Raw genomic sequence first — 13736 nt, 5'->3', positions numbered from 1 at the left:
AAGTCGGAAACGATTCCGGGTATGCTATATTGTAATTATTGCATTTTAATAGTGAATTAACTGGTCGCTGTTGTGATTATCACAAACTATTGTTGGTAAATTTTAAAAAACCTAAAATGAACCAACATGAGAAAATTGAATTTTTTGGCGAGTTGTTCACTTGCCCTTATCTTTTTTGCCTGCTCGGAAGAGCACCTCGTTTCGGAGTTAGATGCTACTCCAGGAGAAATGGAACCGGTCCAGGTCACAACCCATGACGGCCGACCCTTCAGTACACAAAATACAAATGGAGCTGAGTCTGGCATATTTGTAGGTGGCCCAGGTGGCGGTGTAATGATGCAAGGTTTCTATTGGGATGTTCCGGCAGGTGGTACATGGTGGGATACCCTTACGACCAAGGTCGTTGACTGGTCCAATGCGGGCATTCAGTCCGTTTGGTTGCCTCCCGTTTCCAAGGCGCAAGGTGGCGCATTTTCCATGGGTTATGACCCCACCGACTATTTTGATTTTGGAGACTACAATCAGAATGGTACTGTAGAAACTCGCTTCGGTTCTCGTACGGAATTGGAAACGTTCATCAGTGCAGCACATGCTCAAAACATGGAAGTGTATGCGGACATTATTCTCAACCACAACAGTGGTGGTCAACTGGAGGCCAATCAATATACAGGTACCAATACCTGGACGGATTATACGGCGATATCCTCTGGTAAATTCCCTAGAAGTCAGCATGATTTTCACCCTAATGGATATGCTAATAATGATTTAGGGGTCTTTGGTGGATTTCCTGATCTGAGTCACGTGGTGCCTAATGTGCAGGACTGGCTCTGGAATCGTTCAGATGGCGTAGCGAAGTATTACAAGAATACCATGGGTTTCGATGGATGGAGATTCGATTATGTCAAAGGGTTTGAGCCTTGGGTAGTGTCTACCTGGAACAATCAAGTCGGTGGCTTCTCCGTCGGTGAGTTGTGGGATTCCAATGTGGATTACCTGAACTGGTGGGCCAATCAGGCCAACAGCTCGGTTTTCGATTTTGCTGCCTATTACAAAATGAATGATGCCTTTGATGGGAATAACCTCAATGTCCTGAATGATGACATGATGTGGAAACGCAATCCTTACAAAGCAGTGACTTTTGTGGCCAATCATGATACCGATGAGATCTGGAACAAGATGCTGGCCTATGCCTACATCCTGACGCACGAAGGTTATCCAACGATATTCTACCGCGATTATGAAGAATGGCTGAACAAGGAGCGGTTGAATAACCTGATCTGGATCCATAACAATAAAGCAACCGGAAACACGACGATCTTACACGTGGATAATGAGGAGTACATTGCCCGTAGAAATGGCTACAATGGCAATCCTGGCCTGATCGTCTACATCAACAATTCCAGCAATTGGTTGGAAAGATGGGTTCCTACCAATTGGAACAGTACGCAGATCAAGGACTTTACCGGGCACTCCGGATGGTATCCAACCACTCAAGGGGGTGGCTGGGTAAAAATCCAATGCCCTCCCAATAGCTACAGTGTTTGGTCACCGAATATTTGATTGCACATTTTTAATGAAATGAAAACCGGGCTAACGTCCGGTTTTTTTATTGGTTAGATCGTTTAATAGGTTCAAATTCTGGGAGTAGTTGATTTTTGGTAGCCAAAGTGAGACCAATTACGTTAAGGAATGTGATATTTGAAATAAAAAACTATCAGCGTTTCCAGAGAAATATTGATGATCATCAGTCTGTTGGGTGTCTTCAACGGACTATTCCTGACTTTTTACTTTTTGTGGGGGAAGAGTAAACAAGGCTATCAAAATATCTATTTAGGGTTGATGTTGCTGGCCCTGGTATTGAGAATAGGGAAGTCCGTCTTTTACTATTTCAATCGTGGTTTAGATGAAGCTTACATCATGATTGGTCTGATGGCTTGTGTGGCCATAGGTCCGTTTAGCTTTTTCTTCGTTCGATCTCAACTGTCAGGAAATAAGCGTTTCGATTACAGGAGCCTATTTACTTTAATTCCCATCCTTTTCTTGATGAGCTATGCGTTTTTCGTAGAATCCTATTGGGAGAATAAGCCGCTTTGGAGCAATTATATCCTACGAGGGATCTACGTGTACTGGGGCATTTTTTCACTCACTGCTACAGGTTTGGTGTTGAGAAAGCGCTATGTTAAAAAAGAATCATTCCCAAATCAAAACTGGACGCTGGGTGTGACCCTGGGAGTTACTTTCATTTGGCTGACCTACATGACATCTTCGTTCACCTCCTACCTGGCCGGCGCGATCACCTTTACGTTTTTAGTTTATCTACTGGTCTGGATCCTTTTTGCCCGAGGTAAGGCAACGGACACCACCAAATCAAAGGCGAAATCGAATTGGAGTGACCGTGAGATTACTGGATACAAGACAAAGATCGAAGCGACTTTAACCAACGATGGGAGGTACAAAGATGCTAACCTGACCATGCCTAATTTGGCCAAAGAGATCGGGTTGACACCCCATCAGTTTTCGTTGTTCATCAATGATCATTTAGGAAAGAACTTTTCGCACCTCATCAATGAAGTGAGGATAGGTGCGGCCAAAGAAATGTTGCACAAAGACCATCACCTTACTGTGGAAGCCATTGCTTATGAATGCGGTTTCAATGCGACGAGTACCTTTCACACTGCGTTCAAAAATGTGACCGGAATGACTCCAGCAGCCTTCCGTAAACAGGTTCCGGTTCCTTCAGATTTATAAATCCGAACCACGAGATTATAAGTCAAAAGCCTTTTTTTTATAGATAAGGACATTTTTGAGATTGATAAAACTCAAAATAAGTTATCATGAAAAGAATCGTATTTATCCTACTTGTTTCCGTTTTTGCAATTAGTGCTTACGCCCAATCAGAAGAAGCGGCGGTCCGGGCCACAGCCATGGATTACATTGATGGAACGGCCAATGGAGAAATTGCACAGATCAGAAGGGCCTTCCATGAAACCGCAGCTTTGTTCGCGGTGAATGACGATGGTAGTTTGCGGAAAATTCCCATTGCACAATACATCGGCTACTTCAAGCAGGGGCAGAAAAATGACCGGCAAGGCAAAATCATTTCGATGGACATTGTGAACAATGCCGCACAAGTAAAGATCGAAATTGTTTCTGGTCAGTGGAGATTCACAGACTACCTGCTATTACTGAAACTCGAAGAAGGCTGGAAGATCATCAATAAGTCTTACACGAAGGTGAGGAAGTGATTCCGTTGTTTCAATGTTTGTGCCTTGAACTTATATGATTGTCATCAGTCAAATTAAGCCCAAAATTTATTAACCGTCATTCCCGACTAAGTTCGGGAATCTCAAACTCATTTAGCACTTAAATCTTTGAGATTCCTGCCTACGCAGGAATGACGCTTAAATTGACTGATTTAGTATTTGAGGGCTAATCCGGCCAAAAAACCCCACTTTGCTTCAATTTCGGTTTCCAGAATTGCCACCACTTCTTTCGGACTTCTTTGAAAAGCCGGGACTTTTTTTCCGCTTCCGTGCGATAGTCGTGGTATTCCAGGAAGTAGTCATTGTCCAGTTCCTTTTCACCGGTCAAAACGATCTTTCCGGAATCCAGCCAATAGATTGCGTCCTTGAGGCATTCGTCTAATTCCGGGTAAAAACCTGCGATGATATTGTCCTGCTCCTCCCTGGACAGTTCCTCCCAGGTTTGATCATAGTGCTTCGGCGGCGCTTCAATCGACAAACCGAATCCCATGCCCAGGTCTTCCAGAAAAACGTAACCCCGGCAACGCAAATCGTAGAACTCAGCCAGTAAGTCAGGGAGACGTTCATCTTTGTTGAGTGCTGCTTCCAGCTTTCCACGGATCTTTTGTGTCTCGTATTCGCCCAGGTCAACAAACCGCTTGAGCAATTGGATTAGCTCATATTTTGCTCCATTCTTTTTGAAGTTGAAAGAGATCAAATCAAGGTGATCTTCTTCCGATAACTCGTCCTCCAGACTGGAAGTATAGACCCATTCTTCAAATGCCTCAAGCGTTACCTCTCCACTGATCATATCGAAGCACTTTTGTTTGGAGGTATGGGAGAGGTGGGAGTTCATGACATATATGACGATCCTGGTTAAGCCTTGCTATTTAAGTGATTGATGTAATTAGTCAGCAGTCCTTTGATCTGTTCCGCCGCTACAGGATTGGCGGAGTGTACTTTAAATTCAAGGTTTCGCAAATCCAATTCCGATTCATAGACCAACCATTTCGCGGCAGCATATCCGTCCGGAGCCACTTCTCCATTTTCATCTAACCCTAGATCATTGTCAAAACTGATGAAATCAGGAAGACCATTCGCTTTGATGTATTGAACGAAATCATGGTAAGTTCTAACAATATCGAATTCGCGTTCCATGGATGGGTCATAGACCATATCAACGCTTCTTAAATCATCTAAGAATAGTTTTTTCATGGGGTATTTCGTTTTTCGATCCTCACCACAATCGACTTGCTGATCGGTGTACGACTACCTCGTGCAAACTGATCAATAGGGACCAGGACATTGGTTTCGGGAAAGTATGCCGCCAGGTTCTGACGTGGGATTTTGTAAGGAAAAACCATGAAGGATTCTGCTCTTCGTTCCACATGCTCATAGTGACTCGTTAGGTCAATCAGTTCCCCTTGTTGTAATCCTTTTTCCTGCATGTCCTCAGGGTTTATCATCACAATTCGCCGGGCGTTGTAAATGCCCCGGTAGCGATCATCCATGCCATAAATGGTCGTGTTGAACTGGTCGTGCGAACGGATGGTCATCAGCACAAATTCATCTTGCTGCAAGGAAATACTGGATGGCTCACAAACTGAAAATTGCGCTTTTCCTTCCGGTAAGGCTGTGAAATCGGCAATCCGTGCATTGTTCGGTAAGTCAAACCCTTTGCCTGCGGATTTTAACTGGTAGTCATCAAATCCAGCAATTACATTCTCGATCTTTTCGCGGATAAGGTCATAGTCATGTCCTAATTCAGTCCAATTCACGGGGCCTTCGTCTCCGAATACTGCCTGCCCGATGCCTGCAACGATTTCAGGCTCACTCATCAGCTGATCACTGGCTGGTTCACGGACACCTGCGGATCGATGCACCCTGCCCATGCTGTTTTCCACCGTGACGAACCGAGGTTGGGTTTCATGTTGATCTTTCTCAGAACGTCCCAGGGTTGGCAAGATCAAACTCGTTTTTCCAGCCATCAGATGTGTTCGATTGAGTTTCGTACTGATGCTGACGGTCAGGTCGCAGTTTTGTAAAGCTTGAGCTGTGAAATATGTGTCTGAAGCAGCAGAACCGAAATTACCCCCCAGACTGATGAAGACCCTGGCTTTTCCTTTGTGCATGGCTTGAATCGCAGCTACAGTATCCAAACCTTCGTTGTTTGGCGCCTGGAATTGAAATTCCTTTTGCAGTGCTTCATTCAAAGCAGGAGAGACTTTACTCATGATTCCAACCGTGCGATCACCTTGCACATTGCTGTGCCCACGCACCGGGCACGTACCAGCTCCCGCCTTTCCGATACTTCCTTTCATGAGGAGCAGGTTCACACAAGCTTTGATGTTGTCCACCGCATTTTCGTGTTGCGTCAACCCCATGGCCCAGCAAACGATGATTTTTTTAGGCTTGGCCAGTAGGTCAATAGCTTGATCCAATTGCGGTTGAGTCAAGCCAGTTCGTCCCAGTAATTGCTCCGCATCATATTTTCCCAGGTCTGTTTTAAAAGTCTCAAAACCAGTGGTTTTCTTCTTAATAAACTCCTGGTCTAAAACATCACCTTGCTGCGTTTCCTGATCCAAAAGCCCCTTCATCAGCAGGTGAAGCAGATTGACGTCCTCATTGATTTTCACCGGGAGGTGCAGATCTGTCAATGGCGTTCCATTGCCGATAAGACCGTTCATTTTTTGTGGATTCTTGAAGCGGACCAGCCCGGCTTCCTCCAGCGGATTGATTGAGATGATCTTTCCGCCATTTTGTTTGCACTTTTCTAAAGCGCTCAACATTCGAGGGTGATTGGTGCCTGGATTTTGACCCATGATGATGATCACTTCTGCTTGCGGAAAGTCATCCAAGGTCACTGATCCTTTACCGATGCCCAGTGTGGCTTTGAGTGCAACACCACTCGACTCATGACACATGTTGCTGCAATCAGGCATGTTGTTGGTACCCAATTGCCGGGCGAGCAGGCCATACAAGAATGCCGCTTCATTACTAGACCGTCCGGAAGTGTAGAAAATGGCTTCATCAGGATGGTCAAGGCCATGAAGCTGATCACCGATCAGATCAAATGCCGATTGCCACGTAATGGGTTCATAATGAATCGAGTTCGGCTTTAAGACAAATGGCCGGGTAATCCGACCACTTTTTCCAATGGTATAGTCATCCCATTGTGATATTTCTTCTACAGTATGTTGGGCAAAAAAAGCTTCATCCACCCGGTGCTCTGTGGCTTCTTCCGCGATGGCTTTTGCGCCATTTTCACAGTATTCGCCCAGCTTAGAGCGATCGTCCGGGTCGGGCCAGGCACATCCGGGACAATCAAAGCCTCCCTGCTGGTTCATTTTTGAAAGCGTCGATAGGGCAGAAGGCAGTCCTAATTCCTTGTTAAGATGATGTATTGCCGCTGTGATCCCACCTATGCCGGCTGCTGCCTCTGCAGGTTCTTTGACCTTCGGTGTTTCCTTTTTGATCTGTCCGGTAGCCGATATGTTCCGCATGAGGACAAGTTACCAAAAAATCATTCTACTTATGGTCTGGGTAAACTGAGCCTGTCGAAGTTGGTAATTTCTTCTTAAGTTCGATTATGGTTCAGCCACTGGAAATACCCTTGGGTCAATTGTTGACATTCGGTTACGGATGTTGTCTTTGCTTTGCTGGGCTGCTTGTTCTGATCCGGCAATTCCGACAAGGCTTATGGCTTGCTGTTGGTTTGTTAGCTTTGGGGCTGGTTACCATTGAGTCCGATTTGCTTTTAAGAGAAGTAGCTACATTGGTCATTTGGCCTGCTTTTTACTTGTATACGCGTCAAAGCCTTCAAATAGTACGTTGGTATCCACTCTTAGCTTTGCATTTTTTGGTTCCGATCATATGGGGAGCCGCACATTGGTTGGAGATTGTATCATTAGAACGATGGTTGGCTGCGGTGGCATTTCTACAATTGATACCCTATATCCTGTTGTCATTAGTTGAGCTCTATCGGCAATTCCGTTCCCGGATCTTTCAACAAGCCGTTCAACCTGCCTACGCTTCGTGGGCTTTCTTTGGGCTGCTAATGATTTTTGCCTTGAGACTGTTATTGCCCTTGATTCCGGTTGATTATCAGGTGTTGATGTCAGTTTTTTATGGAGGGACAGGGATGTATCTACTGGGCTTGTTCAGCTTTTCGATCCACGGGCCGTTCAGAAGAGAAAGTTGGACCCTGCATTTGGAGAAAGAAGGCGCCTCAAATTTTGAGGAAGAGCTGCAGCGGAGGCTAAACGTATTACTCCAACAAGAAAAGGTTTTCGTGATTCCAGACCTTACTTTACAGGAATTATCCAATAAAATGCACATTAAGTCTGCCGCACTTTCAGGCTTTTTTAGCACTTCTCTCGGTAGGAATTTCAATGAGGTGATCAATGAACATCGAGTAGAAGAGGTCAAGCGATTGATGCGAGATCCGAATACTGATCCGAAGGCCACATTGATGGAATTGGCTTATAAGGCCGGTTTCAATTCCAAAGCCACTTTTAATCGCATCTTCAAAGAAATGACTGGGATGACCCCCAAGGCTTTTAAGACGCAATTAACAGAATAATAGACAAGCGCGTCATGCCGGTTTTTATTGGCCTAAATTCCGTAGGATGTCAATAAAAGACCAGCGGTCGGCGAAGTGTATCTCTTTGCGCGCTTTCTTAGACATATCTTCGATAGTCTATATTCAATGTCGAACCTCCATTTCTACAACCAATTCATCGTTCGTATTGATCCATTTTAATTCGTCTCAAATTATTTTTAAGTCGTTTTCCGTGATTTTTGACCCTTCTTTTGACCTCAGAACCCATTTGGTCAATCACGAATTATGTTACTCAAAGAATTAAAAATCGTCTTTCGAAAACTCCAACGAGAGATCAATTATATGCTCATCAACCTAATCGGACTTACTATCGGGATCAGTTTTTCATTTCTGATCTATGATTTTCTAAGGATACAATTGAGCTATGATCAACATATCGAACATGCAGATCAGATCTATCGGATATCATCCGATTATGTGATCAATGGTCATCGTGATACTTATGCCAACAATCCACGGCCAATGGCACCTTTGCTCCAGCAAGAATTTCCTGGGGTGTTGGCCGCTACAAAAATTGCAGGCTACAATGGACTCACCATACATACGGGTTATTTACAAACAGGGGAAAAGCAAATTCTTAGTGAGCGATTGTTTGCGGCTGATTCCAACTTTCTGAAAGTCTTTGAAATTCCCATGATTTCAGGGGGTAGCGACGCCTTAAAACATCCTAAAACGGCCATCGTGTCCGAGACCATGGCCAGGAAGCTATTCAACTCATTGGACGTAATAGGGAACTCGATAGAATTGGAAAATCAGAGCCAGGTCGAGATTACAGGTGTTTTTAAGGATCATCAACAACCAACCTATTTTGATTTTGAGGTATTGGTATCGTACACCACTTTTTTCAACAACCCACAAGGTGAGATTTGGTGGTATGGAAGTCACGTGATGACCTACATTCGGACGGTGCCAGAGTTCCACCCTGACGACATTTATCAGAATTGGGATCCTTTCTTTACGAAATACATGAAGCCTACATTTGACGAACTCAATGGGACAGCAAAAATCATCATCCAGCCACTAAAAGAAATCTATTTATGGGAACCCTATATCTGGGAACCTTTTCCTCATGGCAATAGTGGAGAACTGATCGTCTTTGCTTCAATTGGCGTATTTCTGTTGCTGGTGGGTTGTTTCAATTACATGAATCTGACGCTAAGTCAATCCTACCAGCGTCAAAAAGAGGTGGGCATTAAAAAGTTGCTTGGAGCAAACATGGGGCAATTGATCAAGTATCGGGTGATAGAATCTCTGGTCATAGGGTGGTCAGCAAGTTTACTTGCGATATCACTACTATCTGCATTCAATCCAGTCGTTACCAGTCTTGCTGCGGGTATCGCTCCAATCGAATTTCTTGAACGTCCCATTTCAATTCTGATTGTCTTTGGAATTGGGACGGTTTGTGGCTTGCTGTCCAGTCTGTATCCCGCAATCATCGAATCGCGCTTTCGTTGGAGTCATTTGAAAAAGGAATCTCCTAAAAAAGGACCGTTCGCAATAAGAAAATTATTTGTGTTGGGGCAGCAAATGATTGCTGTGGTGTTGATTGGAGGTACATTGGTCGTGGTAGATCAGATCAATCATGTGAAAGATCGGGATTTGGGTTTTGAGCCAACTAACCTGGTGATAATTCCAGTCAAGGAGCGACAATTATGGAAGAATATCGACGCATTTACCAATGATTTACGTCAGGAATCAGGGATTGAGAGTCTATCGATGATGGACGAGTCTCCCAGAACAGGATTGAATGAATTTACCTATATGATCCAAAATGCCGAAGGTGAATTCGTTTCCAATCCTTCGCAGACCATTGGTATTACGGAAGGTTTTATTGAAACGACACAATTAGAATTGATTGCTGGCCGCCGATTGTCAAAACGTGATGACGATTATACAGGGGTCATCATCAATCGCTTTTTGGCAGAGAAGATGGGGTTTGCACCTGAAGAAAGTCTTGGGGCACGATTAAAGTTTGGAGTCAGTGACGAGGTGGAGAGAAAGGTAATCGGCGTGGTAGAAAACTTTAGCATGTCTTCTGCGCTGGTACCACAGCAGGCGATGACTTTGGGCTATTCTAAAGCTACCGTGAGGTTGATCCTGGCTCGCATTTCGGAAAGTAATTTTCAAGAGACATTGGCTCGAATTGATGAAATAGCTCAAAAACATGGAGCTAATCTTCCATTTTCATACAATTTATTTCAGTCGGAGATAAATGACATGTTGAAAAACGAGTATCGTTTGTATCAACTCCTAATTTTGGGTTCTTTCCTGATCATTTTTATTGCGTGTCTTGGTCTACTCGGCTTGATTGCTCATACAGCTAACCGACGTACCAAGGAAATAGGAATGAGAAAAGTGCTTGGTGCCGATATGCCGGATCTGCTTTGGGTTTTGGTTCGAGAATTTGTCTATACCTATTGCTGGGCTTTTCTCATCGGAGGAGCCATCGCATGGTTGCTTACCACCAATTGGCTCGAAGGATATGCCTATCGAGTGACTTTCAGCTGGACTAATCTGGCCATAGCAGGAGTCGTCGGCTTGTTGATTGTCTTTTTGACCTTGACCGTCAATACCCTCAGGGTAATTCAGGCGAATCCTGTCAAAAGCCTACGCTACGAGTGATCACTTCCTTGCCGACCAGGCCCAGAGGATAAGTAACGGATGAATGACCACTAATCGAACCCAGGCCACTGTCATTGTCGTACATAATCCGTCTTCAATGCATCCGCCAATCTGGATGAAATAAACATGAGAAGGAATGAAGGCAATCAACATAAGGATGATGCTGTATGCGGAAAATTTCTTCGTAGCAGAAAGCAGTAATCCGAGTCCCAATGCGATCTCAATGACACCACTAGCGAAGTTGATGAAGGAATGAAACGGCAAGTAGTCGGGGATCAATCCGGCATAGAAATCAGGATTGATGAAGTGATTTACACCAGCAAACAGGTAGAAGGCGACTTGTAAGTAATGACTGACTTTCTTCATATCAGCTGGACTTTATTTTCTTTCCATGACTGTTTCAGGATGAGGAAGAATGGCACCCACCAGATGAAATCGTTGGTGATCAGGGTATAGAAAAACTCAAACGGAACAATGCCTTGCGCATAATTGAAGAAGAAGCCCAGTGGGCCAAAGATCTTCCCCAGAAATCCGACGGCTACAATGGGCCAGTGCGTACTCGGATCAGTGGCTGCCCACCAGTAGCCAAGGCCATAAACGCCGATGACCATGCCCATGCCCTGCCAGATCATAAGGTGGTTGAGTGGTTCCATTCCAGTCAGTTCGAAGAAATGTGCCGGGAAAAAGACCACCCAGGCTCCCCAGACAATATTATAAATCGCAGCTATTCGCAGTACCAGTCGCATCCAACCCATCTTCCAATTAATGTTTACTCCTGAAAGAACCCGGAAGTCATACTTTTGTTAAGAGAAATTAATGTTGCCGGTGATAACACCGGCATAGGCTGACTATGAGCTGTTCGATATTTGCAATGTCGAACCTGGTAATGGCAAGGCTTACCCCTCCCTCAATTCCTCCATATCCTGTAGCAATTCTTCCAGTTTGCGGAAGATGCCACCATAAATTGCATTAAGATCGAATTTATACAGGAACTCACTTAGGAAAAAAGCTGCGATGATGAAGGTGGAAATAGGTAATATCCAAAAAATAGGCAGGCCCTGGACAAGTGTTGTATTTGGGTCGTTCATAATTCGTGTAATAAGGCTTTCGAATCCCGGCAATTCCGCGTAGAGCATACCCACTATGATTGATAGGAATAAGATAGGGTAAATGTAGCGGTAGATTCGTCGGTATTCCTCTATGGCGTTTTGTAACCAATGATTAAAGGAACACAAGTATATATAGCTACTCGCTCCGTACTGGATATGTTCCAATTCTTTCGCTTGTCGCTTACCGACCCAGATTAAGTATGATAATAACAAAACAATGAATGCGCCTACCCAGGCTATTTTAACCCAAAGGGTATACAGAAAAAGAACGACTGCTCCAATGACGATTCCATACAAATTTCGCTTGCCCATTCGTTTAAAGCGTTCGACAATGTGCAGTGATTTCTGGCTGTACAAATTGTTGATCTTCGGGGTGTTCAGCGTTTCCGTATTCAGAAAGCCCTCTTTCCAAATGCTTTCAATTGACCTTTCCATCTAATAAATTTTTTAAGCGTTCCTTAATTCGTTTGATCCTTACGCCGATATTGTTGGGGTTGGTCCCCATGATTTCTGCGATTTCCTGATAGGACTTTTCCTCCAGGTAGAGCATGATCACAGCCCGATCCACTTCAGATAGTTTTTTGATGGCTGCATACAGTTCATTCAATGACTCATCGGAAAAAGCCTGGATCGTTTCTTCCACTGCAACAGGAACAACATCAGAGACAAAGTGACGATCGCTGTTCTTCCGCTTTTTTAGAAGTGTAAGACAGACGTTCAGGGCCAGGCGATAGATCCACGTCGACCATTCTGACTGTCCACTAAATTGCTCGTGGCTTCTCCAGATCTGCAGGCACACCTCCTGATAGTAATCCTCGAAATCTTCTTCGGAATCCGTGTAGGCCCGGCAGATTTTGATGATGATCCCTGCATATGGGAGGATCGAATGTTGATAAAAATCGCTACTCAACGTAATTTTTCTTCGATTAGTGGCTGTCGGTCTATTTTATTACACCCCTTATCCAATTTTTTTTCAATGTTTTAAAGCTCATTCTAAATTACAGTCAAATAGTCTCGCCATGAAAAGCCATCTACTTGCCGTATGTTGTCTATTTCTCTTTGCCTTTCAGCCGGCTGATCTTCCCAAGTGGAAATATACCCGGCAAGGACACGTGAAAGTGAAAGGAGGTGAGGTCTGGTATGGTGTCATGGGAAAAGGAGATCAAACACCTGTCATGTGCTTACATGGAGGCCCTGGAGGAACAGGTTACGGATTCTTGTACCTGTACGAAATCGCTAAAGACCGTCCGGTAATCATGTTTGATCAGCTGGGAGGAGGTCGTTCGACCATTCATGAAGATACGTCCCTGCTAAAAGTAGACAACTTTGTTGAGCAAGTAGAAGCAGTTAGGAAGGAACTGAAATTGGAGGAACTCTATGTCCTGGGATATTCCTGGGGTACGGCATTGGCTTTGGAATATTATGATAAATATCCGGAAGCGGTGAAAGCAATGGTATTCAATAGCCCTTATTTCAGTACACCCATTTGGACCGCAGATGCAGATACACTGATCGCCGGATTGCCGAAAGACATTCAATCAGACATCCGACAAGCGGAAGCCGATAGTTTATTTACTACTCCTGAGTACGAAGCAGCAAACACCTATTTTCTGAGTCAGCATGGGCGGAGAAATGAGCGATTGACACTGCCGTTTGAAATGGAAAGACCCCAGGGAAGTTCATTCATTTACAACTTCATGTGGGGACCCAGTGAGTTCACGGCTACTGGAACTTTAAGAGATTATGACAATCATCAGTCACTGAAAGAGGTTAAAGTGCCTGCACTTTTTACGACTGGCGAATTCGACGAGGCGCGACCATCGACCATCGAGCGATTGAGCAAACTCACCCCTGATTCCCGCTTCGTGATGATCCCCGGAGCTGGTCACTCGACCATGAACGATAACCTACCTGCTTTGGTAGCTGCCGTGGATTCGTTTTTAGAAGAGCAGGACACCAATAATTAATCTTTTTTTAGCGTTATTGGTCTACAACGGCCAGCTGATCAAATAGCGTTTCGAATCTAATCTGTTAGCTAATTTCTTAATGAGAATGAGGCCAGATTTCCGGAATTGGGATAGTTATATGAAAATTCATGTTGTAATTAGTTTTCTAACTTTGTTAGACATGATAACTAAAGCT

The 13736-nt window shown here is 44.3% G+C and carries 13 protein-coding genes; 6 read left to right on the top strand and 7 right to left on the bottom strand.

Going from position 1 to position 13736, the window contains the following annotated elements; translation table 11 throughout:
- Window positions 1-126 precede the first annotated feature (126 nt).
- The 3 genes from R8G66_15375 (at window position 127) to R8G66_15365 (ending at window position 3245) form a co-directional block, all read left to right on the top strand.
- Window positions 127-1560, top strand: a complete 1434-nt coding sequence (locus R8G66_15375) for an alpha-amylase (GenBank protein ID MDW3193751.1) — start codon at window positions 127-129, stop codon at window positions 1558-1560.
- Window positions 1561-1737: 177 nt separating this feature from the next.
- Window positions 1738-2748: a helix-turn-helix domain-containing protein gene (locus tag R8G66_15370; protein MDW3193750.1), complete on the top strand. Its 1011-nt coding sequence runs from the start codon at window positions 1738-1740 to the stop codon at window positions 2746-2748.
- Between the two features lie 86 nt (window positions 2749-2834).
- Window positions 2835-3245: a nuclear transport factor 2 family protein gene (locus tag R8G66_15365; protein ID MDW3193749.1), complete on the top strand. Its 411-nt coding sequence runs from the start codon at window positions 2835-2837 to the stop codon at window positions 3243-3245.
- A gap of 184 nt (window positions 3246-3429) precedes the next feature.
- Here R8G66_15365 and R8G66_15360 read toward each other — a convergent pair whose 3' ends face one another.
- From R8G66_15360 to R8G66_15350, 3 genes are read right to left on the bottom strand one after another with little or no spacing between them, the layout of a single operon-like run.
- Complete coding sequence (locus R8G66_15360) at window positions 3430-4098, bottom strand: hypothetical protein (protein ID MDW3193748.1); 669 nt, start codon at window positions 4096-4098, stop codon at window positions 3430-3432.
- A gap of 20 nt (window positions 4099-4118) precedes the next feature.
- Complete coding sequence (locus tag R8G66_15355) at window positions 4119-4457, bottom strand: cyclic-phosphate processing receiver domain-containing protein (GenBank protein ID MDW3193747.1); 339 nt, start codon at window positions 4455-4457, stop codon at window positions 4119-4121.
- Window positions 4454-6745, bottom strand: a complete 2292-nt coding sequence (locus R8G66_15350) for an FdhF/YdeP family oxidoreductase (protein ID MDW3193746.1) — start codon at window positions 6743-6745, stop codon at window positions 4454-4456. The genes R8G66_15355 and R8G66_15350 overlap by 4 nt, the downstream gene beginning before the upstream one ends.
- Window positions 6746-6831: 86 nt before the next feature.
- Here R8G66_15350 and R8G66_15345 point away from each other — a divergent pair, with 86 nt between their 5' ends.
- Window positions 6832-7824, top strand: a complete 993-nt coding sequence (locus R8G66_15345; protein MDW3193745.1) for a helix-turn-helix transcriptional regulator — start codon at window positions 6832-6834, stop codon at window positions 7822-7824.
- A 264-nt stretch (window positions 7825-8088) separates the two neighbouring features.
- Complete coding sequence (locus R8G66_15340; protein ID MDW3193744.1) at window positions 8089-10485, top strand: FtsX-like permease family protein; 2397 nt, start codon at window positions 8089-8091, stop codon at window positions 10483-10485.
- Here the strand turns inward: R8G66_15340 and R8G66_15335 are convergent, their stop codons facing one another.
- The 4 genes from R8G66_15335 to R8G66_15320 form a co-directional block, all read right to left on the bottom strand.
- The gene (locus tag R8G66_15335) at window positions 10486-10851 is read right to left on the bottom strand and encodes a hypothetical protein (protein MDW3193743.1); all 366 of its coding nucleotides are present in this window, start codon (window positions 10849-10851) and stop codon (window positions 10486-10488) included.
- On the bottom strand, window positions 10848-11231 hold the full coding sequence (locus R8G66_15330) for an alkyl hydroperoxide reductase (protein ID MDW3193742.1): 384 nt from the start codon (window positions 11229-11231) through the stop codon (window positions 10848-10850). Before R8G66_15330 ends, R8G66_15335 begins: the two co-directional genes overlap by 4 nt.
- A 150-nt stretch (window positions 11232-11381) precedes the next feature.
- Window positions 11382-12029, bottom strand: coding sequence for a hypothetical protein (locus R8G66_15325; GenBank protein ID MDW3193741.1), 648 nt, complete (start codon window positions 12027-12029; stop codon window positions 11382-11384).
- Entirely contained in the window at window positions 12013-12504 is a 492-nt protein-coding gene (locus R8G66_15320) for a sigma-70 family RNA polymerase sigma factor (GenBank protein ID MDW3193740.1), read from the bottom strand. The genes R8G66_15325 and R8G66_15320 overlap by 17 nt, the downstream gene beginning before the upstream one ends.
- Window positions 12505-12613: 109 nt before the next feature.
- On the opposite strand from R8G66_15320, the gene R8G66_15315 reads away from it, so the two are divergent.
- Window positions 12614-13561 (top strand): proline iminopeptidase-family hydrolase, encoded by a 948-nt coding sequence (locus R8G66_15315; GenBank protein ID MDW3193739.1) that lies wholly within the window; start codon window positions 12614-12616, stop codon window positions 13559-13561.
- Window positions 13562-13736: the final 175 nt, after the last annotated feature.

It is taken from the genome of Cytophagales bacterium, from assembly GCA_033344775.1.
In the GTDB taxonomy this organism is placed as follows: Bacteria; Bacteroidota; Bacteroidia; order Cytophagales; family Cyclobacteriaceae; genus JAWPMT01.
This window is presented reverse-complemented; position numbering and strand designations above follow the sequence as displayed.